This window comes from Vreelandella sp. H-I2, assembly GCF_052959335.1.
The window spans coordinates 390141-412817 of record NZ_JBRAMC010000004.1; the positions used below are offsets into that span (position 1 = coordinate 390141).

Annotated in this window: 15 protein-coding genes and 1 pseudogene; 9 read left to right on the plus strand and 7 right to left on the minus strand. The window is 54.7% G+C overall.

The features are described 5' to 3' along the window. Positions 1–254 precede the first annotated feature (254 nt). The 4 genes from ACUVOF_RS12535 to ACUVOF_RS12550 are packed head-to-tail and all read left to right on the plus strand — an operon-like array spanning position 255 to position 3720. Positions 255–1415 carry an FAD-dependent monooxygenase gene (locus ACUVOF_RS12535; RefSeq protein WP_447044676.1) on the plus strand — a complete coding sequence of 387 codons (1161 nt, stop codon included), beginning with the start codon at positions 255–257 and terminating at the stop codon, positions 1413–1415. Continuing rightward, positions 1412–2230 (plus strand): alpha/beta fold hydrolase, encoded by an 819-nt coding sequence (locus ACUVOF_RS12540; protein ID WP_447044677.1) that lies wholly within the window; start codon positions 1412–1414, stop codon positions 2228–2230. Before ACUVOF_RS12535 ends, ACUVOF_RS12540 begins: the two co-directional genes overlap by 4 nt. A gap of 45 nt (positions 2231–2275) precedes the next feature. Continuing rightward, positions 2276–3028, plus strand: coding sequence for a maleate cis-trans isomerase family protein (locus ACUVOF_RS12545; protein ID WP_447044808.1), 753 nt, complete (start codon positions 2276–2278; stop codon positions 3026–3028). Positions 3029–3039: 11 nt separating this feature from the next. Next, entirely contained in the window at positions 3040–3720 is a 681-nt protein-coding gene (locus tag ACUVOF_RS12550) for an N-carbamoylsarcosine amidohydrolase (RefSeq protein WP_447044678.1), read from the plus strand. A gap of 43 nt (positions 3721–3763) precedes the next feature. Here the strand turns inward: ACUVOF_RS12550 and ACUVOF_RS12555 are convergent, their stop codons facing one another. Beyond that, the gene (locus ACUVOF_RS12555) at positions 3764–4246 is read right to left on the minus strand and encodes a MarR family winged helix-turn-helix transcriptional regulator (protein WP_386080664.1); all 483 of its coding nucleotides are present in this window, start codon (positions 4244–4246) and stop codon (positions 3764–3766) included. A gap of 209 nt (positions 4247–4455) precedes the next feature. Here ACUVOF_RS12555 and ACUVOF_RS12560 point away from each other — a divergent pair, with 209 nt between their 5' ends. The 4 genes from ACUVOF_RS12560 (at position 4456) to ACUVOF_RS12575 (ending at position 10481) form a co-directional block, all read left to right on the plus strand. Beyond that, entirely contained in the window at positions 4456–6726 is a 2271-nt protein-coding gene (locus ACUVOF_RS12560; protein ID WP_447044679.1) for a molybdopterin cofactor-binding domain-containing protein, read from the plus strand. Beyond that, entirely contained in the window at positions 6726–7694 is a 969-nt protein-coding gene (locus ACUVOF_RS12565) for an XdhC family protein (RefSeq protein ID WP_447044680.1), read from the plus strand. The genes ACUVOF_RS12560 and ACUVOF_RS12565 overlap by 1 nt, the downstream gene beginning before the upstream one ends. A gap of 19 nt (positions 7695–7713) precedes the next feature. After that, positions 7714–8295 carry a nucleotidyltransferase family protein gene (locus ACUVOF_RS12570; protein WP_447044681.1) on the plus strand — a complete coding sequence of 194 codons (582 nt, stop codon included), beginning with the start codon at positions 7714–7716 and terminating at the stop codon, positions 8293–8295. A 200-nt stretch (positions 8296–8495) separates the two neighbouring features. After that, positions 8496–10481, plus strand: coding sequence for a methyl-accepting chemotaxis protein (locus tag ACUVOF_RS12575; protein WP_447044682.1), 1986 nt, complete (start codon positions 8496–8498; stop codon positions 10479–10481). A 69-nt stretch (positions 10482–10550) separates the two neighbouring features. Here the strand turns inward: ACUVOF_RS12575 and ACUVOF_RS12580 are convergent. Further along, a pseudogene (locus tag ACUVOF_RS12580) lies at positions 10551–11890 on the minus strand (IS3 family transposase). A gap of 304 nt (positions 11891–12194) precedes the next feature. Between ACUVOF_RS12580 and ACUVOF_RS12585 the strand changes: the two are divergent. Next, a complete protein-coding gene (locus tag ACUVOF_RS12585) occupies positions 12195–14180 on the plus strand; it encodes a methyl-accepting chemotaxis protein (RefSeq protein ID WP_447044683.1) in 1986 nt (661 codons plus the stop codon). A gap of 118 nt (positions 14181–14298) precedes the next feature. Here ACUVOF_RS12585 and katG read toward each other — a convergent pair whose 3' ends face one another. The 5 genes from katG to ACUVOF_RS12610 all read right to left on the minus strand — a co-directional run bounded on the left by katG (position 14299) and on the right by ACUVOF_RS12610 (position 22603). Continuing rightward, entirely contained in the window at positions 14299–16452 is a 2154-nt protein-coding gene (katG, locus tag ACUVOF_RS12590) for a catalase/peroxidase HPI (RefSeq protein ID WP_447044684.1), read from the minus strand. A gap of 192 nt (positions 16453–16644) precedes the next feature. Next, positions 16645–17649, minus strand: a complete 1005-nt coding sequence (locus ACUVOF_RS12595) for an aldo/keto reductase (protein WP_447044685.1) — start codon at positions 17647–17649, stop codon at positions 16645–16647. A 27-nt stretch (positions 17650–17676) separates the two neighbouring features. After that, entirely contained in the window at positions 17677–19443 is a 1767-nt protein-coding gene (locus ACUVOF_RS12600; protein ID WP_447044686.1) for an ABC transporter transmembrane domain-containing protein, read from the minus strand. Between the two features lie 129 nt (positions 19444–19572). Then, positions 19573–21015, minus strand: coding sequence for an NAD(P)(+) transhydrogenase (Re/Si-specific) subunit beta (locus tag ACUVOF_RS12605; RefSeq protein ID WP_447044687.1), 1443 nt, complete (start codon positions 21013–21015; stop codon positions 19573–19575). 16 nt (positions 21016–21031) lie between these two features. Further along, on the minus strand, positions 21032–22603 hold the full coding sequence (locus ACUVOF_RS12610; RefSeq protein WP_447044688.1) for a Re/Si-specific NAD(P)(+) transhydrogenase subunit alpha: 1572 nt from the start codon (positions 22601–22603) through the stop codon (positions 21032–21034). Positions 22604–22677: the final 74 nt, after the last annotated feature.

Here is a 22677-nt window from a genome sequence, read left to right on the forward strand (position 1 = left end):
CTATAAAAATAAGCCTAATAAACGTATAGCACTCAATGGATGCGTTTTTCAAGTTTTTGCATAAAACCAAAAAAATGACAACAAATTCATTAAATTCATGATCTTATTTAAAAATATCGCCTTGTTTGAGTTAAAAAATAATTTCGAAACTAATTCTTGACCAAAAAATAAATGGTGTATACGTTGTTTTATAGCATTCACGAACACATTCAGAAACGAGTGATAGGCGAATAAAACAGCGAGGAAAGCAGGATATGAACAACAAACCCACCATCGCCGTTATTGGCGCGGGCCTTGGCGGCGCCGCTGCAGGCGCGCTGCTGCAGCAAGCGGGATACCCCACCAAGGTGTACGAACAGGCACCAGCGTTTGCGCGTCTTGGGGCAGGCATTCACCTTGGCCCCAACGTAATGAAAGTGATGCGTCGCATTGGTATCGAAGAGAAGCTCAATGCCATGGGCTCACACCCCGATTACTGGTTCAGCCGCAACGGCATGACCGGCGAGTATCAGTCGCGCATCCCGCTCGGCGAGTTCGCTCGCGAAAACTATGGTGCGGCCTACATCACCGTACACCGTGGTGATCTACACGAATTGATGGTCAGTACGCTCGATCAGGACAACCTCTATTTTGATAAGCACCTGATCGATGTCGACGACAGCGGCGGCAAGGTCGTGATGACCTTCGCAGACGGCTCGACGGAAGAGGCCGATCTGGTGATCGGCGCAGACGGGGTCAATTCGCGTCTACGCGAGAAGCTACTAGGCCCCGAGGCGCCGATCTATAGCGGCTGGGTCGCTCACCGGGCCATCATCTCTGCCGAAAAACTCAAGGCATATGACCTGGATTTCGAAGCCTGCGTGAAGTGGTGGTCGGAAGATCGGCACATGATGGTGTACTTCGTGACTGGCGACGAGAAGGAGTATTACTACGTGACCGGTGTGCCTGAGCCCGATTGGAATCACGGCACTTCCTTCGTCGACAGCTCGCGAGAAGAGATGCGCAAAGCATTCGAGGGTTACCACCCCACCGTACAAGCACTGATTGACTGCACTGAAACCGTCACCAAATGGCCCTTGTTGGAGCGCAACCCGCTGCCACTGTGGCATGAAAATCGACTGGTGCTGCTGGGCGATGCCTGCCACCCGATGAAGCCGCATATGGCTCAGGGCGCAGCCATGGCGATCGAGGATGCCGCCATGCTGGTGCGCTGCCTGGAGGAAGTGGGTGCCGAGCACTACCAGCAGGCATTCGAGCTTTACCGCACTAACCGTTTTGAACGCGCCTCGCGGGTTCAGCAGGTTTCCCACGACAATACCTGGTTACGGGAAGACGAAGACCCGGCCTGGGTATTTGCCTATGACCCATTTGAAGTACCGCTGAAGCAACCAACCAGTCAAGGGAGCCCAGCATGAGCAGTACCTACCTTTACGGCGCCAATATTCAAGCTAACGGTATTCGCCAACACTATCTGCGTTTCGGCGACAGCACTGACACTGCTCGCCAGCCGCTGGTGCTGATACCGGGCATTACCAGCCCGGCCATCACCTGGGGCTTTGTGGCCGAGCGGCTCGGTCAGCATTTCGACACTTATGTGCTGGATGTTCGTGGACGCGGCTTGTCGTCCACCGGGCCAGACCTCGCCTATGACACCGACACCTGCGCCGACGATGTGATTGCCTTTATCGATGCGCTGGGGCTGAACAGTGTCATCCTGGCCGGCCACTCCATGGGGGCGCGCTTTGGGTTGCGCGCCATGAGTCGCGGCGCCAAAGGCATCGACAAGCTGGTACTTATCGATCCACCGGTGTCAGGACCAGGGCGTCGTGAGTATCCCAGCAAGCTGCCCTGGTACGTGGATTCGATTCGCGACTGCACCCGTGGTACCGATATCGAGACCATGCGCCACTACTGCCCCACCTGGAGCGACGAGCAACTGCGGTTACGCGCCGAGTGGTTACACACTTGCTTTGAGCCCGCCATTGTTCAGGCGTTTGAAGAGTTCCACAGCGTCGATATCCATCAGGACTTCCCCGCTATCACAGTGCCGACGCTGCTGATGTGTGCGGGTAAAGGTGGGGTTATTCAGGATGAAGATCGCGCCGAAATAAGCGCCCTGCTACCGACGATTCGCATTTCCACCGCGGAACGAGCGGGTCACATGATTCCCTGGGATGATCTCGACGGTTTTTTTGCCGCGTTTGAAGACTTCCTGGGCAAGCAACTCTAACAAAGGCCAATGATCATGAATCACAGCCCTATGTCTAACAATTCCATGGCCAAGACATACCGTATCGGCCAGATCGTCCCCAGCTCCAATATCACCATGGAGACCGAAATACCCGCCATGCTGACGGCGCGTCAGTTAATCCGGCCTGAGCGCTTTACTTTCCACTCCAGCCGCATGCGCATGAAAAACGTCAGCAAGGACGAGCTAGCCGCCATGGATGCAGAGTCAGACCGCTGCGCCCTGGAGCTTTCTGATGCCGCAGTGGATGTGATGGGCTACGCCTGCCTGGTGGCCATCATGGCGATGGGGCCTGGTTACCACCGAGAGTCGCAAAAGCGTCTGCGCAGCCGTACCGAAGAGAACGGCTGCGACACGCCGGTGGTCACCAGCGCCGGTGCCCTGGTCGATGCGCTAGGCGTGATGAAAGCCAAGCGGGTGGTAGTGGTGGCGCCTTACATGAAGCCACTGACCGAAATGGTAGTCGACTACATTCGCCAGGAAGGGATAGACGTGCTCGACTACCGCGCGCTTGAGATTCCCAATAACCTGGACGTTGCTCGCCACGACCCCGCCAACCTTCCTGAGATTGTTGCTAGTCTCGACTTAACTAATGTCGATGCCATTGTGCTGTCAGCCTGTGTGCAAATGCCGTCGTTACCGGCTGTCGCCAAAGTCGAAGCCCTGACCGGCAAACCAGTGGTGACCGCGGCTATCGCGACCACCTACGCCATGCTTAAGGCGCTCGACCTGGAGCCTATTGTCCCAGGTGCGGGTGCACTCTTATCAGGGGCTTATTAGGAGATAGCGCCATGACGAATCCCAGCCAGGCAACCAGCAGCAGCGGTGCTGGTGACAGCTCTTTAGATGACAGCTTAGATAACAACTACAAAGGCGTCTGGGATGGGCGCATTGGTTTTGGTAAAAAACCCGTGTTGCTGGTAGTTGATTTTATGCAGGGCTACACCACCCCCGGCTCGCCGCTATTTGCCCAGGGTGTGGTGGACGCCGTGGCCAATATGCCGCCGCTATTGGATGCCGCGCGACGTACAGGTACGCCTGTTATCCACACCAACATTCTGTATCACGCCCCGGATCAGATCGATGGCGGCATTTGGGTCAAGAAGGCACCGGTCATGCGGGCGATGGTGGCGGGCAACCCTTACGCGGAGTTCTGCCCCGAGGTGGTCCCCCGTGAAGATGAGCTGGTAATGACCAAGCAGTATGCCAGCGCCTTCTTTGGCACCTCGCTTGCCTCCACGCTAGTCGCCATGGGAATAGACACGCTGATCATTACCGGCTGCTCCACCAGCGGCTGCATTCGCGCCACCGCTGTGGATGGCCTGCAATATGGCTTTCGCGTGATGGTGATTAGAGACTGCGTGGGCGACCGCCACCCAGCCCCCCATGAAGCCAACCTGTTTGATATCGATAGCAAGTATGGTGATGTGATAGGTCTGGATGAAGCACTGAGCTACTTAGAGGAGCGCTAGCAAGCCACTTGCCATGAAAGTGGAACCCTCCACTCTCATGGCGTCATCCATCCGCATTCATTTTTTCCAGCAGATGCATCAGGGCAACGCGTTCCGCTGGATTAAGGTTCTTCATGGTCTGATCACTGATCTGCTTGGCACTGGGCACCATTTCCTCTACCAGGGCAGCTCCAGACTCGGTGATCACCACCATGACTTTGCGCTGATCATTAGGATCGGTTGTTAAAGCAATCCATTCGCGTGCTTTGAGGCGCTTAATAACCCCACGGATGGTGGCAGGATCAATCGCGGTGGCATTGACGATATCGGTAAGTGAACTAGGCCCACGCTCCATCACTGTACACAGCGTGACAAACTGAATGGCGGTTAACTGCTTGTCGCTGCTGTAGCGCTGAAAAATAGCCGTATGCCGCTGATAGGCCTTGCGTAGTAGATGGCCTACCTGTTCGGAAAAATCATACCCCTGCTCTGTCGGCGTAGGGTGCTCGCCAGAAGACGAGTGATTGAGCGCACTATCCGTTGTCATTACCTATCCTTAAATATTGGCGACATCGCAAATCAAGTATGGCACTGGTTATCACGATGATGCATCAACGTATGAATTACTGCTTGCGCTGGATCAATCCAGCATGCTTTTATGGCGTATACGCTATAATTTTACCTTAGTTTTGGCTCAACGATCAGCACAAATCGACACAAACACATGAAACTCAGAGATAGCTCGGGAGGTGCATCATGGCTGTGAAATCAGACTATACAAGGCAGTCGTTGCTTCACGAGTCGGATCTACTGGTGATCTACCGGGATCCTGTTGCGCCCCCCAAGCCTGCGCCGGGACAACCAGGTACACACTCTGATTTCACCCCACATGAACCCGAGATATTCATTGCTATACTGAGTGACGGCCATATCCTCGCATTCAACGGGCACGTGGATCTGGGTACCGGCATACGCACGGCGCTGGCACAAATCGTGGCAGAGGAACTAAACGTTCCCTTCGATGGCGTCACTATGGTGCTCGGCCACCCCTTCGATGTGCCCAATCAAGGGCCCACCATTGCCAGCGCGACCATTCAAATCACCGCCGAACCACTGCGGCGGGCCGCTGCGCAGGCGCGCGAGTACCTGCTCACGCTAGCTGCTCGCCACTTCGACACTGAGCGCTCCCTGCTCACCTGCCAGGACGGCCATCTCCAGCCTGGCGACAAGCGCCATCCGCCAGTGAGCTACGGCCAATTGTTGCGCGGTAGTCGCCACGCCTTGCAGCTGGCCGATAGCGCACCGCTCAAACCTGCCAGCCACTACACGCTGGTGGGTCAATCCGCCGCCCGCGTGGATATACCCGGCAAAGCCACAGGCGAATTGACCTTTGTCCACGACCTGCGCCTGCCCGACATGTTGCATGGGCGGGTTGTCCGGCCGCCGTATGCAGGTCACGACAACGGCGACTTCATTGGCACCAGTTTAATCACGGTAGACGAAAGCTCCGTGGCACACCTGCCAGGCGTGGTAAGTGTTGTCGTCATCGGCGACTTTGTCGGCGTCGTGGCCGAACGGGAAGAGCAGGCCGCCAACGCTGCCAGGCAACTCAAGGTCGAGTGGCGTCCAGTCGAAGGCCTGCCCTCATTGAGTAGTATCGAACAGGCGATACTGGACCTGCCCAGCGAAGAGCGTCTGCTGCTCGACGAAGGCGATGCAGAGCGTGCCCTTGCCGACACCCACCAGCGCATTGATCGTCACTATGTCTGGCCCTTTCAGTTGCATGGTTCTCTTGGCCCCTCCTGCTCGGTCGCCGATGCCAAGGAGGACGCAATTCACGTCTGGTCGGGAACCCAGAACCCGCACAGCCTGCGTGCCGATCTGGCGCGGCTAACCGGCCTTGATGAGAGTGTCATTACCATTACCCGCATGGAGGCTGCTGGCTGCTACGGACGCAACTGCGCTGATGATGTGGGTGCCGATGCTGTACTGCTTTCCCAGGCAGTCGGCCGACCGGTTCGCGTGCAGTTGACCCGCGCGCAGGAGCACCTCTGGGAGCCCAAGGGAGCGGCCCAGACGATGCAGATCCAGGGAGGTTTGAATGCCGACGGCAGCCCAGCAGCCTATCGGTTTCGTGCGCGCTACCCCTCGAACAGTGCCCCCACCCTGGCCCTGTTGTTGACGGGGGCAGTACCGCCTATCGACATTCCTTTCCAGATGGGTGACCGGACATCGGTGCCGCCCTACCGCTACCCTCATCGACAGATCCTGTGCGAAGACGTGCCCACCCTTGTCCGTGCCTCCTGGCTGCGCGGCGTCTCGGCACTACCCAACACTTTCGCTCACGAAAGCTATATCGACGAACTCGCCTACTTGGCCGGCGTAGATCCCGTGGAGTATCGATTACGCTACCTAAACGATACCCGCGCCTGCGAGCTTGTCGAGGCGCTTGCAGCGCGAGCGAACTGGCCAACAGGCGTCGCCAATGCGAATCCGCGTAGAGAGGCCGATTGGCATTACGGCCGTGGTTTTGCCTATGCGCAGTACGTGCACAGCAAATTCCCAGGCTTTGGCGCGGCGCTAGCCGCCTGGGTGGTCGAGCTCAAGGTGAATGTGAAAAGCGGCCAGATTGTCTTGGAACGACTTTACGTGGGGCAGGATGCTGGCCTCATGGTGAATCCGGCGGGTGTCCGTCATCAGGTGCATGGCAACGTCATCCAGATGCTCAGCCGCACTTTGAAAGAGCGGGTCACGTTCGAGGACGGCTTGCCTACCAGCAGAGAGTGGGGAGGCTACCCAGTACTTCGTTTCTCCGAGCTTCCCACTATCGATCTCATGCTGCTTGACCGCCAGGAAATGCCGCCACTGGGTGTCGGTGAGTCGACCGCTCTACCCGGCGCTCCTGCGATTGCTAACGCGCTGTTTGACGCTACAGGCGTACGCTTTACCCATCCGCCCTTTACCCCTGAGACCGTTCGCGAGATTCTAAAAGCCTCCCACAACCACCCCTTGGAGGCCGTTAGTTAATGCATCATCTTGATCTGCAGGTTATTGAACGCGCATTGAAATGGGCTAATGAAGGGCTGACTGTGTGGCTCTGCACGGTGTTGAAAACCTTTGGTTCCTCACCTCGTGAGCCAGGGGCGATGCTGGTAGCGTGTTCTACGGGAGAGTATATCGGCTCATTATCGGGCGGCTGCGTTGAAGAAGACTTCATCGCCCGTCTGCAGAGCGGCGATTTCGACAAGCCTGTTCAACAAATACGTTATGGCGGCGAGGATAGCGCTGCCTCGGTCCGCTTGCCATGCGGAGGCAGCTTGGACGTGCTGGTAGAACAATTGGCACCGACGGCCGAAAACCTCACACACCTTGAAGTGATGCATGCCACCTTACTGGGCCGACAAGCGCTATCCCGCTCTATCTCGTTGACCGATGGCCGCAAGCGTTTCAATCCTGCCACGTTGGCTGAGCCCGCTGTTGCCTTCGGCACCACCAGCGTCAACATTCGCATTGGCCCAGCGCTACGGCTAATTATTGCGGGGATCTCCACTATCTCCTCGCCCTGCGCCCTGTTTGCCCAATCGCTTGGTTTTGAAGTCATTGTTTGCGACCCCAACGATGACGCCCGCAAAAATTTCGATGTGCCTGGCGTGGAAGTACAAGCGGTACTGCCTTCTGTTTTTATCGCCTCGGGCGGTTGCCACGCCAATACCGCCGTGGTCGCGGTGACCCATGACCCGCGTATTGATGACCTGGCAATGATCGAGGCCGTCCGTACGGAGGCGTTTTACATCGGCGTGATGGGCTCGCAGCAAACCTCGCAACAGCGGGCAGAGCGGCTATTACGCTCTGGCGGCCTGACCGAAACTCAGTTGGCAAGGATCACCATGCCGATTGGTCTTAATTTGGGCAGCAAAACACCATCTGAGATTGCGTTAGCCGTCATGGCAGATATTCTTCGTCTCTATCGTGGGAAAGCGCGCAATGAGTTGTAGCGATATTATAGTGGTTGTCATGGCAGCTGGTCAGTCGAGTCGCTTTGGCAGTGATAAAAGAGTCGCCAAACTAAGTAATGGAAAAACATTGCTTAACTCTACTTTAACAAATATTCAACAACACTTCTCAGACATCAATATTGTAATTAAACCCGAAGACAGCATCCAATCACTCGGTCTTTCTTCACAGACATCCACTATTATTAGCCAGCACAGTCGCTTAGGCCTTGGTTATAGTATTAGCGACGCCTTTAAACAACTATGCTGCGATAAAAACATGTATAAATATCGTGCCGCGGCGGTATGGCTTGCCGACCTCCCGTGGGTAAACCACCAGACCTGCTCCGTATTGGCGGACATGGCCACCACAGACAATATTTTACAGCCTTCATATCAGAGAAAACCTGGTCATCCTGTTGTTTTTGGAATAAATTTTTGGAAAGAACTCTCCCAACTAAATTCTCCTCATGGGGCATCATCGCTTATTAAACGGCACAAAAATTGTGTGGTTAGCGTGTCGGTAAATGATCCTGGCGTGTGCACAGACATCGATTATCCAGAGGATATGGTCTCACCCTTTAGAAATAGCGAATTATATTAAAGATATTTAATAATTAATTTATAAAAAAACGACAACGTTTTTTTATTATCAATAACAGCAAAAATAACTAAAGGTTGTACATTTACGGCCGTTAACCATTAACGGTAACAAGAAAACTTTCAGGGAATCATAGAACAGCCAGGGGACAACACTGCTCTATTGGCAGTGATCTATTACTGGTCAACACGTCGAGGCAACAAATGAAAAAAATTTCTCGTCTCTCACTGACGCAGAAACTGCTGGCGGCTGTCGCCATTCCACTATTAGTGGTGGCCGTCATTCTCGGTATTGTCGTCAATCAACAATTGAACCGGGCCGTCACGGACCTAGTAGAAAATGCTAGTACTAATCAGATAGAAGCACGTGCAGATGAAATTAGTCGCTGGATTACAGGTCACCGAGATTGGATAGCCGTATTGGCGCAAGATGAACGGCTCGCTGCTAGTATTCCTATCAACAATCATTTGGACTGGCTGGCTAAAAGGCACCCTTCCGGTGCGACCATCGAATCCCTGTTTTTCAGTAATGCTACAGGCGCAACCTTAACTCATGCGGGTGTGGAGCTGGATGTCACAGAGCGCCCCTATTTTAAAACCCTCGTTTCCGAGGGCACAAGCGACAGCCTGCTTATTGATCCAGTAGTGTCGATGGTGAGCGGCCTACCCACAGCGATTGTGGCCGACACCGTCTTTGATGAACGAGGTAACCGAGTAGGCCTGTTGGGCATGACCGTTTCCATGGCGGCGGTCTCTGATATTACCTCAGCAATCGATGTAGGCGAAGGTAGCTACGGGTGGATGATCGATAGCCAAGGGCAGGTCATTGCACACCCTGATGAAGCATCCCGTATGACACTGAATTTCACCGATGCCGACCAGCATGGCTACCAAGGGATGAATAGTCTTAGCCAGAAGATGTTAAATGGAACTGCGGGGGCAGGCGTGGTGACCCTACCCAGCGGTCAGCGTGACGCCATTATGTGGAGCCCGGTAGAGGGAACTTCGTGGGTCGTCGGCGTCAATGTGCCTCTTAGTACCTTTACGGCGGTGACTAGCGACCTGCTGCAATCTCTGCTCATTGCTGGCGCGCTACTGCTTATCATTTTATTGGTTATCGTAGCATTTGCTGCCCGACGTGCGCTCGCACCGATTAAACAAACGGCCAACGCGATGGCAGATATTGCCCAAGGAAAAGGTGATTTAACGCGCCGTTTGGAAGCCAAAACCCAGGATGAAATTGGCGACCTCGCCCATGGATTTAATGCCTTTGTAGAACGCATGCAGTTAACCCTTCAAGAAGTACGCCAAAACGCGCGCACGGTATTATCGGATGCCAGCGATATGGCAGATGGTACTCAGGAGCTTTCGTCGCGTACCGAGCAAGCGGCGGCCAATCTCCAGGAAACATCCGCTTCTATGGAACAAATCCACTCCACGGTTGCACATACTTCTCAAGCCTCCGAGCAAGCAAATAGTCTAGCGCTAGAGGCCGCCAATGCTTCAGAGCGTGGCACTGAGTCAATGAGTCAAATGGAAACAAAAATGGCCGCAATTAACGATTCGGCCAATAAAATAAGCAATATTATTGGCTTGATTGATTCGATTGCGTTTCAAACCAACATATTGGCACTTAATGCGTCAGTGGAAGCTGCCCGTGCCGGAGAGCAAGGCCGTGGTTTTGCCGTGGTCGCCAGCGAAGTGCGTACACTTGCCAGTCGCTCAGCCTCTGCCGCTCACGACATACGTGCGCTGATTGACATGTCCGTTAACCACTCACGAGAAGGGGGCGACATCGTCACGGCTGCGGCTGAACGAATGCAGGAAATTCGGCGCAGCGTCACCCAGGTGTCGGATGTCATTGCCGAAATTGCCGCCGGCGCGCGAGAACAAACAGCAGGTATCCAACAGGTCAACACAGCAGTCGCAGAGATGGATATGATGACCCAGCAGAATGCTGCCATGGTCAACCAAAGCGCAAACCTTGCCACCAATATGCGCGACAATGCGCGACGGCTGGATCAACTAATGAGCGAGTTTGTGCTCAGTGAAGGGGGCGCTGAGAACTCTGCACTACCCTATACGGCAGCACATAAAGCACGGACAGGCACTGGACTACCTAAAGCGCCTAGCCGCCCTCCCCAGGCCACTCATCAAACGCATGAAGTAGCGGAGTGGGAAGAGTTCTAAGCTCTCATCATAAATAAGGCTAAAAGGCACCCGCTTTGAACTGACCCCATAAACTTGGACAGTGAAAAACTAAGCAACCAAGGCCTGGTTTCGGTACTGCACCGGACTCAGGCCTTTTAGCTTGGTCTTAATGCGCTCGTAGTTGTAGTAATGGTTATAGTGTCGGATGCCCGCCTGTAACTGTTCAATATTGTCGAACCGGTTCAAGTAGAAATATTCAGACTTCAGCGTCCCAAAGAAGCTTTCCATCGCGGCATTATCCGGGCAATTGCCTTTGCGTGACATGCTCTGAAACACCCCATACTCGCTGAGTGTGCGCCGGTAAGCGGGCATCTGGTATTGCCAACCTCGGAATGCAGTAACGGCGCCTCTTGGTTGGCCAGCTTGGCCAAGGCTTTTTTCAGCATCCTCCCTATCAGCGGGAACTGCGGCCGCTTCTGCATTGAGTAGGACACGATTTCCCCATTGTAGAGATCCATCACAGGCGACAAGTACAGCTTTTCGCCTCGGATATTAAACTCCGTGACGTCGGTTACCCACTTTTGGTTGGGTCGTTCAGCCTGAAACTAACGGGCAAAAAGATTGGGAACACTGGCCTGTTGTCCACGATAGGAGCGGTATTTCTTCGGGCGTACCAATGACTTCAAACCCAGGTGCTGCATCAGGCGCTGGACTGTCTTATGGTTGACCTGCTCGCCCGCCTGACACAACATTCGGCGATAACCGTAGCGGCCTTTATGACGCGCGTAGATGACGTGAATGCGTCGCTTCAGACCAGCGATCCTCCAACTGCTGACCCCTTACCTGATAATAGAACGTACTACGCGACAGCCCCGCTATTTCTAATAGCACCGCCAAAGAGCGGCCTTGCCTCAGTTCAGGCACTACCCACGCTTTTTTGGCGCGACTTGCTCTTTGGCCTGACGCAAGGCCTTCAACTTTTTTAAGTAGGCCACCTCAGCACGCAAGTACTCATTCTCTTGGAGCAGCTGCTCCAGCGAGCTCTTTTCAGTCAGTGGAAGTGAGGGCTTGGGGGGCTCTGCTGGGGGCATCTTCGTCGGGCGTCCTCGGGCTTTAGGCTCCAACGCTTGGAAGCCTCCTTCATGTTACTGTCTTTCCCACCGCCGTACGACGCCCGTTCCACCTCGGATATCGAACAGAGTCGTCGCTTGTAAGGCTGATAGCTCCTCTTGCCTCATCCGTTGCAACACCGCTAATTTGAACTCAGCGCTGTAGTGGCTGAACTTTTTTTGCAAGCCACTTAGACCATGCTGTTCAAAGTGTTTAACCCAGCGCCTAACGGTTGTAGGGCCGAGACCGTACTGTCTGGCCAGACTATTGTAACCTTGTTGTCCTTCTGCGTAGCTTTGCACTACTAGCAGCTTGAACGCTTCATTGTATTTCGCCATGAAAAACACCCCAATCGTTGGATGAGTGACCAACTTTTGAGGTTCAGTTCAGTTTGGGTACCTTTTTCTAAGTGGCTAACCTCTCTTAAAATGCTGATAAAAGCCATCAGCGATCATGTCAATATTACGATAAAAATTAAAAAACTACCCAATTTAACATTAAATTATTTTAAATTAGCTATCTAAAATAAAACACTACTTTCTATTAATAGTTAACAGTTGCAAAACATCGCAGGGCAAACACATAACAACCAGAGCATGGTACGGATAAGTGCCCTACTACTGGCTAAATTTCGAGGCTCAAATGAAAAAACTTTCTCGTCTTTCCTTGACGCAGAAATTATTAACCGCTGTAACTATTCCACTTCTGATAGTGGCCATTATATTAGGCATCATTGTCAATCAACAGCTTAACCATGCAATACCAGAGTTGCTCGACAATGCTGGCAAACGCCAAGTTGAAGCGCGCGCCGATGAAATAAGCCGTTGGATTAGCGGTTATCGCAGTTGGCTATCATTGCTAGCCTTGGACGAACGTCTCGCTCATAACTCTTCTCTTGAAGACCACACCGAATGGCTCGCCAAGCGCTATAGTTCAGATGGCACCATTGAGTCCCTGTTTATATCAGATACTGCTGGCAATACGATTAACCAAGAAGGGGCCACAATGAATATTTCTGAGCGCCCCTATTTCAAAGCGCTCGTCGTCAACGGCACCGCAGACAGCCTCATCCTAGACCCCTTCGTATCAATGGCAACCAACCTTCCCGCAGCAATGATGGTCGAAACTATCTTCGATGAACGTGGCAACCGTATCGGCTTGATCGGTATCGCCTTCTCGCTGTCGTCATTGTCTGATATCACCTCCGATATTAATGTTGGTGAAGGTAGCTACGGCTGGCTAATCGACAGCCAAGGGCAGGTCATTGCTCACCCGGTGGAAGAGTATCGCATGTCGCTCAATTACACCGATGCCGATCAGCAGGGCTACCAAGGGCTGGATGCATTGAGTCAGCAAATACTCAGCGGCACGGCGGGCTCCGGCGAGATAACCATGCCCAGCGGAGAGCAGACCGTACTCATGTGGAGCCCAGTAGAGGGAACCTCGTGGGTGGTGGGGGTCACCGTTCCTATCACCGCCTTTACAACGGTCACAAACAGCCTGCTAACATCGCTGCTATTGGCAGGCGGGGTGCTGCTGGTCATACTGTTGGTGGTGGTTGCCTATGCGGCGCGGCGCTCACTTGCCCCCATCAAGCATACCGCCAGTGCCATGGCTGATATTGCCAAAGGAAAAGGTGATTTAACACGCCGTTTGGAAGCCAAAACGCAGGATGAAATTGGCGACCTCGCCCATGGATTTAATGCCTTTGTAGAACGCATGCAGTTAACCCTTCAAGAAGTACGCCAAAACGCGCGCACGGTATTATCGGATGCCAGCGATATGGCAGATGGCACTCAGGAGCTTTCGTCGCGTACCGAGCAAGCAGCGGCCAATCTCCAGGAAACATCCGCTTCTATGGAACAAATCCACTCCACGGTTGCACATACTTCTCAAGCCTCCGAGCAAGCAAATAGTCTAGCGCTAGAGGCCGCCAATGCCTCAGAGCGTGGCACTGAGTCAATGAGTCAAATGGAAACAAAAATGGCCGCAATTAACGATTCGGCCAATAAAATAAGCAATATTATTGGCTTGATTGATTCGATTGCGTTTCAAACCAACATATTGGCACTTAATGCGTCAGTGGAAGCTGCCCGTGCCGGAGAGCAAGGCCGTGGTTTTGCCGTGGTCGCCAGCGAAGTGCGTACACTTGCCAGTCGCTCAGCCTCTGCCGCTCACGACATACGTGCGCTGATTGACATGTCCGTTAACCACTCACGAGAAGGGGGCGACATCGTCACGGCTGCGGCTGAACGAATGCAGGAAATTCGGCGCAGCGTCACCCAGGTGTCGGATGTCATTGCCGAAATTGCCGCCGGCGCGCGAGAACAAACAGCAGGTATCCAACAGGTCAACACAGCAGTCGCAGAGATGGATATGATGACCCAGCAGAATGCTGCCATGGTCAACCAAAGCGCAAACCTTGCCACCAATATGCGCGACAATGCGCGACGGCTGGATCAACTAATGAGCGAGTTTGTGCTCAGTGAAGGGGGCGCTGAGAACTCTGCACTACCCTATACGGCAGCACATAAAGCACGGACAGGCACTGGACTACCTCAAGCGCCTAGCCGCCCTCCCCAGGCCACTCAGCAAACGCATGAAGTAGCGGAGTGGGAAGAGTTCTAAGCTCTCATCATGAATAAGGCTAAAAGGCACCCGCTTGTGTGCCTTTTAGTGAGCGCCTAATAAAAAAGCCTGCATCCGAAGATGCAGGCTTACTTACAAGAATTAAAGCGCTTGGTACTTAGACGACGTCAAAGCGATCCGCGTTCATCACTTTCGTCCAGGCAGCGACGAAGTCTTTAACAAACTTCTCGTCATTATCGTCCTGGGCGTAGACTTCTGCGTAAGAGCGCAGCACCGAGTTAGAGCCGAACACTAGGTCAACGCGAGAAGCTGTCCACTTAACGGCGTCTGTTTGACGGTCGCGTATTTCGTAAGTGTTTCTACCTACCGGTTTCCAGGTATTGCCCATGTCGGTCAGGTTAACAAAGAAGTCATTGGTCAACTGGCCTTCACGATCGGTGAATACGCCGTGCTTAGTGCCACCGTAGTTGGTGCCCAGCACTCGCATACCGCCGAGTAGCACGACCATCTCTGGCCCTGTCAGCCCCATCAGTTGAGCGCGATCCAGCAACAGCTCTTCCGGCTTTACGACATACTCTTTCTTCTGCCAGTTGCGAAACCCATCAGCCAGCGGCTCTAAAGGCGCAAAGGAGTCCGCATCGGTCATCTCAGCAATCGCATCGCCACGCCCTTTCAGGAAAGGTACACGTACGTCATAACCCGCTGCCTTCGCTGCTTTCTCGATCGCGACACTGCCAGCCAGAACGATGACATCGGCAACGCTGGCGCCGGTATCGGCGGCAATCTGCTCATATACTGCCAATACGTCGGCGAGGCGTGCCGGTTCGTTACCTTCCCAATGCCGCTGGGGCACTAGGCGAATGCGTGCACCGTTGGCACCACCGCGCATGTCAGAGCCCCGGTAGGTGCGGGCGCTGTCCCACGCGGTGCTAACCATGTCACTAATACTCAAGCCGCTCTCGGCGATTTTCTGCTTAACCACTTCTTCGCTGTAGTCGGTGCTGCCAGCCGGGATAGGATCCTGCCAGATCAAGTCTTCAGCGGGCACTTCTGGACCGATATAACGTGATTTTGGACCTAGGTCACGGTGAGTCAGCTTGAACCACGCCTTAGCGAAGGTCTTTTTAAAATATTCCGGGTCCGCCATGAATTTTTCACAAATGGCCCGGTAGGTTGGGTCCACTTTCATGGCCATATCCGCATCGGTCATGATCGGATTGTGACGAATAGAGGGATCACTGGCATCAACCGGCTTATCCTCTTCTTTGATGTCGATGGGCTCCCACTGATGAGCACCGGCCGGACTTTTGCGCAGCTCCCATTCATGCCCGAACAAGAGGTCAAAGTAGCCCATGTCGAACTTGGTGGGGTTGGTGGTCCAAGCGCCTTCAATGCCTGACGTAACGGCATTGCTCGCTTTTCCACCCATGGTCGGGTTACCCCAGCCAAAGCCCTGATTTTCAACGTCGGAAGCTTCGGGTTCTACACTCAGTATAGCCGCATCACCGTTACCGTGGCACTTACCGACCGTGTGGCCACCCGCAGTGAGTGCGACGGTCTCTTCGTCGTTCATCGCCATCCGGGCGAAGGTTTCTCGAACCTGCTGAGCCGTCTTCAGCGGGTCAGGCACACCGTTAACACCTTCAGGGTTAACGTAGATAAGCCCCATCTGCACCGCAGAAAGCGGGTTTTCCATGGTTTCTGGCTTTGCGACATCGCCATAGCGTTCGTCGGAAGGTGCTAGCCACTCTTTCTCATCACCCCAGTAGATGTCTTTTTCCGGTTCCCAGATATCCCCACGACCGAACGAGAATCCGTAGGCAGGAAGCCCCATGGATTCATAGGCAACGGTGCCGGCCAGAATCATCAAGTCCGCCCAGCTAATTTTGTTCCCATACTTCTTTTTGATCGGCCACAGTAGACGCCGCGCCTTATCAAGGCTGACGTTATCCGGCCAGGAGTTGAGTGGTGCAAAACGCTGGCTACCGGTACCACCGCCGCCACGCCCGTCAGCAAGGCGGTAGGTGCCCGCAGAGTGCCATGCCATGCGAATCATAAGACCGCCGTAGTGACCCCAGTCAGCGGGCCACCACGACTGGCTGTCCGTCATTAGCGCGTGGACGTCTTGCTTGAGCGCGTCAAAGTCGAGCTTTCTGACCTCTTCCCGATAGTCAAAATCCGCATCCATCGGGTTTGATTTGCGATCTTGCTGGTGCAACATATCCAGGTTGATTCCTTCAGGCCACCAGTCTTTATTAGACGTACCCGTGGATGTATTACCACCGTGCATGACAGGACATTTACCACTCATAGCTCTCTCCCCTTATTGCTTTTATCGGTGGCGATTAGATGATTCGCTACCAAGCCAACTGACGTTGTGCGTCTTCTACGTTGCGTTTCGTACTAGTAAGAACGCCTCATTAACTTGGTACTTTTTAAAGCAGAACGATCATAGTCACAATTTGCTTTTTGCGACTGCGCTAATAGCTTTTAACCATCACCATCAAAAAGAGAACTCCTCAGTATCGATATCCGCCTGCTGCGCCTCGCTGTAGCGGGCACCAGCTACTTGGTCTGGCGTCATCATGGCGTCCAGCTGCGACAATGTGTTGGTATCAAGGCGTAGCGTTTCCGCCGCTAAATTTTCGCGCATATGATCAGGGGAGCGGGTACCGGGTATGGGGATGATGTCGTCGCCTTTCGCCTTCAGCCATGCCAGTACGAGCTGCCCCGGCGTGACGCTTAAGGCCTGCGCCAGCGCTGCCAATTGTTTAAATAGTTTTTGATTATGGGGATAGTTCTCGGCACTGAAACGCGGCATGTTGCGACGCATATCGCCCTCTTCAAGGCGTTCTGGCTCTTTAACAGCGCCCGTTAAGAAGCCTCTTCCCAACGGGCTAAACGCGACCAGGACAACCCCTAACTCACGGCACGCATCAAGCAAGGCTATTTCGGGATTGCGTGTCCACAGCGAATACTCCGACTGCACCGCTGTAATAGGGTACTCCGCTACTGCGCAGCGCAGCGTCGTCGCCGAAATTTCAGAAAGCCCCACGCCGCTGATCTTGCCCTCCTCCACCAATCGTCCCAGCGCCCCCACGCTCTCTTCTATAGGAACTTGACGATCCAAACGGTGCAGGTAGTAGAGATCTAAATGGTCAGTACGCAAGCGTTCAAGACTCGCTTCGCACTGTTTACGCAGCGTTTCAGGGCGGCCGTCAATCACGCGCTTACCCAACTCAGGGTCCATGGACATACCGCATTTACTGGCGAGTAACACCTGATTTCGCTTGCCTTCAAGAGCTCGGCCCACCAAACGTTCGTTGGCGGTTGCTCCATACATTGTGGCGGTATCAAAGTGGCGATAGCCCATATCAAACGCTTCATCCAGCGCTCGTAGGGCCGCATTTTCAGGCACGATGCTGCCGTAACCGTGGGAGAGGTTCATACAACCCAAACCTATGGTCGGGGCATTAATAGCATTAAGACGTTGGAAAAAACTCGACATAACAACTCCCCTTTTAAGGAATCGGTTTTAGTACGTTTCACCGCCAAACTGCAGCGCGGCTAAATGACGATAGAGCGGGCTGGAAATGATTAATTCCTCGTGTGTTCCCGCCGCCACCAAATGCCCCCCTTCGAGTACCAGCAAACGGTCTGCGGCGATAACGGTGGCGAGCCGGTGCGCGATCACGATACTGGTGCGCCCCACCATCAGCCGATCCAGCGCCTGCTGTACTAGCCGCTCGCTCTCCGCATCCAAGGCACTGGTGGCTTCATCCAGTAATAACACTGCCGGGTTTTTGAGCAACGCCCGGGCAATGGCGAGCCGCTGCCGCTGGCCACCGGAGAGCTGAACACCGCCGGGGCCTAGGGGCGTATCAAAGCCTTGGGGAAGCGCGTCGATAAAGTCGAGCGCGCTGGCATCCTGGGCGGCAATGCGCAACCTTTCGATATCAGCCGAAGAGTCTCCGTAGCGCAGGTTGTCAGTCACTGTGCCACTAAACAGCACCGGCTCTTGTGCCACCAATCCCATGGCACTGCGCAAGGCAGCAAGGTCTAAGGTGCGAATATCGCTACCATCAAGCGTTATGTGCCCCTGGCTGGGATCATAAAAGCGCAGCAACAGCGCCAACAGCGTACTTTTCCCCGCCCCTGAAGGCCCTACTAGGGCGACCCGCTCCCCCGGCTGAATATGCAGATCAAAGCCATCAAGCGCAGGGGTTTCCCTGCCTGGATAAGTGAAATGGACGTTTTCCAGCCTAATCTCGCCACGCAGTGGCTTAGGCAGAGAGGGCGGATTGTGAGGGGACTGGATAGTGGGTGGCGTGTCGAGCAATTCAAGCAAGCGCTCCGCTGCCCCCGCCGCGCGCTGTACATCGCCTGCCACCTCAGCCAGTGTCGCAATAGCCCCCGCCGCCAGCACGGCGTAGAAAATAAACGCCGAAAGCTCCCCTGCACTCATGGTGCCTGCCAACACGGCCTGACCACCCTGCCAGAGCATTAACCCAACGGCGGCAAACACCACCAGCATGGCGATACCGGTCAACCAGGCGCGTTGCTGGGTGCGCTCTACGGCGCTGTCGAACGCCTGCTCCACGCGCTGAGCGTAATGGGCTTTATCCTCCGCTTCGTGAGTAAACGCCTGAAGTGTTTGAATACCGCTGAGCGCCTCTTCGGCATAGCGGCCCAGTTCGGCCACGCGATCTTGGCTGGTGCGCGAAAGCCTACGTACCCGTCGGCCATACCATACGATGGGCAGTAGCGTGGCCGGTATGCCAATCAGCACCATCGCTGATAGCCACGGCTGGGTCACCAGCATTAGTATCACCGCCCCCACCAGCATGACCAGATTACGCAGCGCCAGCGACACCGAGGACCCAAACAGGCTCTGCAGTACGCTGGTGTCCGCCGTTAAGCGTGAGGCGATCTCACCAGCAGCACGACCGGAACTTGCGCTCTCAAAGAAGCTTGGCTCTAGGGTTAACAAGTGATCAAACACACGCTTTCGCAGGTCAGCGGCTAAGCGCTCGCCAATCCAGGTAACTTGGTAGTAGCGCAACGCGGAAGCCAGCGCCAGCACGGCCACCACTACCAACATGAGAACCAGCGTTTGCGCTAACGCTTGAGTATCTGCGGCTAGAAAACCGCGGTCGATGACTAGCCGCAGCCCATTGCCCAGCAGCAGTACGCTGCCCGACGCCAATAACAGCGCCAAGCCAGCCAATGCTAAACGTAATCGGTAAGGGCGCAGTAGACCCAGCAAGCGCAGCAGCACTCGAGGGTTAGAGCGTTGATTCATAATAGCGAGTGCTCAACAGAATAGGTGGTATCCGACCATAGCAGGAGTATCGATGCCATGCACAGAACCCCATGCACAGAACAAAAAAAGCCCGCGATCTCTCGCGGGCTCAGTACCTATCGCCTAGGCCTAATCGATCAGAGGCAACAGCGTATTCAGGCTATCCCGCGCATCGCCGTAGAACATGCGCGTGTTCTCTTTAAAGAACAGCGGGTTCTCGATACCCGAGTAGCCGGTGCCCTGGCCGCGTTTACTGACAAACACCTGCTTGGCCTCCCACACCTTCAGTACCGGCATGCCAGCAATGGGGCTGTTGGGATCTTCCTCGGCCGCCGGGTTAACGATGTCGTTGGAGCCGATCACAATCACCACATCGGTGGTGGCGAAATCATCATTAATCTCGTCCATCTCCAACACGATGTCGTAAGGCACTTTGGCTTCCGCCAGTAGTACGTTCATGTGCCCAGGCAGACGCCCGGCCACCGGGTGAATACCAAAGCGCACAGTCTTACCCGCTGTGCGCAGCTTACGTACCAAGTCACTCACTGCGGTTTGCGCCTGAGCCACCGCCATGCCGTAACCCGGCACGATGATGACGCTATCGGCATCGTTCAGGGCACTCGCCACGCCACCGGCATCAATCGCCACCTGCTCGCCTTCTATCTCCGCCGCGGGCCCAGTGCTTCCGCCAAAGCCGCCCAAAATGACGTTGATAAAGTTGCGGTTCATCGCCTTACACATGATGTAAGAGAGAATCGCACCCGATGAGCCCACCAGCGCGCCGGTGACAATCAGTAGATCGTTGGAGAGCGTGAAGCCGATAGCGGCGGCTGCCCAGCCGGAGTAACTGTTCAGCATCGAAACCACCACGGGCATATCGGCACCGCCAATGCCCATGATCAGGTGATAACCGATAAAGAACGCCAGAGCCGCCAGTACTAACAACGTCCAGAAGCCAGCCCCGTTGATATACAAAATCGCCAACAGCAGTGACAGCACCGCCGCCCCCGCGTTAAGCATATGCCCACCGGGCAGTTGGCGTGGCTTACCATCGACTTTACCGGCCAGCTTGCCAAAGGCGACCACCGAGCCGGTGAACGTTACCGCACCGATGAAGATACCCAATACCACTTCAATCTGCAGGAACATCAGTTCATCAGGGGCTTTGGTAGCCACCAGCGCAGCAAAGGCAGAAAACTGATCTAGCGATGCCTCGGCGGCCCGCGCGGCCATGACTCGGCGACGCTCTAAATCGGCGCTCCAAGCCACAAATACCGCCGCCAAACCCACAAAACTGTGCAGCGCTGCGACAAGCTGGGGCATCTCGGTCATTTCGACCTTCCCCGCCACGTAGGCACCAATACCGGCACCAATCAGCATCATCGGGATCAGCCACCAGTAACCACCAATACCTGGACCAAGCGCAGTAAAGAACACCGCTATCGCCATGCCCACGATGCCGTACCACACGGCTCGCTTGGCTTTTTCCTGGTTGCTCAGACCGCCCAGCGACAGAATAAACAGCACACTCGCCGCAATTGCCGCGGCAGATACGAATCCTTGCTCTAACATATCGTCTCTCCGCCGCTTAGGATTTTTGGAACATGGCCAGCATCCGGCGTGTCACCAGGAAGCCACCCACGATATTGATTGACGCGATAAGCACTGAGATTGCCGCCAGCACGCTAACCACAACGCTGCCGGAGCCAATCTGCAGAATCGCCCCCAAGATAATGATGCCCGAAATTGCATTGGTGACCGCCATTAGCGGCGTATGCAACGAGTGACTCACTTTCCAAATCACCTGGAAGCCGATAAAGCAGGCCAGCACAAACACAATAAAGTGCTGCATAAACGACGCTGGCGCCACTTGACCCAGCAGCAGCATCAGTACGCCACCGACAGCTAACAGGCCCACTTGGCGCGTGGTCTGTGCTTTAAAGTTGGCCAGCTCAGTGGCCTTTTTCTCTTCTGGCGTGGGCTCTTTTTCTTTCTTTTTGGGCTTTGACGCGCCAATCGCTTTTACTTTGGGCGGTGGTGGCGGGAAGGTAATTTCGCTCTGGTGAGTCACCGTGGCGCCACGAATCACGTCGTCGTCCATATTATGATTGATCACGCCCTCTTTCTCGGGCGTCAGGTCAGTCAGCATATGGCGGATATTGGTGGCGTAAAGCAGCGATGACTGCGTTGCCATGCGTGAGGGGAAATCGGTGTAGCCGATCACCACCACACCGTTATCTGAGACCACGCGCTCATCGGGCTTGGTAAGATCACAGTTACCGCCCTTCTCAGCAGCGAGGTCAATAATTACCGAGCCCGGCTTCATGGCTGCGACCATATCTTCAAGCCACAGCTTGGGTGCAGGACGGCCAGGAATCAGCGCCGTGGTAATCACAATATCCACATCCGGCGCCTGCTCGCGGAAACACTCAAGCTGCTTCTCACGGAATTCCGGGCTTGAGGGCGAGGCATAGCCACCGCTTTCAGAACCATCCTGGCTATCTTCAAAATCGAGAAACAGGAACTCGGCGCCCATGGACTCGATCTGCTCGGAGACCTCGGGGCGCACGTCAAAAGCGCGTACAACAGCGCCCAAACTGGTAGCGGTACCGATAGCCGCCAAACCGGCCACACCTGCCCCAATCACCAGCACTTTGGCGGGGGGCACTTTACCCGCCGCGGTTACCTGGCCGGTGAAGAAGCGGCCAAAGTTGTTGCCCGCCTCAATTACCGCGCGGTAGCCGGCAATATTGGCCATCGAGGAGAGCGCATCCATCTTTTGCGCCCTTGAAATCCGCGGCACCATATCCATGGCGATCACGGTGGCGCCCTGGGCCTTACACTTCTCCAGCAGCGCTTCGTTTTGCGCTGGCCAGAAAAAAGAGATCAATGTTTGACCTTCGCGCAGCCGCTCTGCTTCTTGCTCAGAGGGCTCGCGGACTTTAATGACCACCTCAGCGTCGCGCCAGAGTGCATCAGCCCCTTCCATCACGGTAACGCCCGCATCGCGATAAGTGTCGTCATTAAAGCCCGCCGCTAAGCCGGCACCTGTTTCTACCAAACACTCATGGCCTAACTTTTGGATCTGCTTAGCGCTCTCAGGGGTTAACGCAACGCGCGCCTCCCCTTGAGCGCTCTCCTTCGGAGCACCTATCTTCATTCTTGTTTTCTCCTCATCTAATTACCAGCGCTCTACTAAAACGTTAAGCGCGGGACATTTAAGGCAAAAAACCT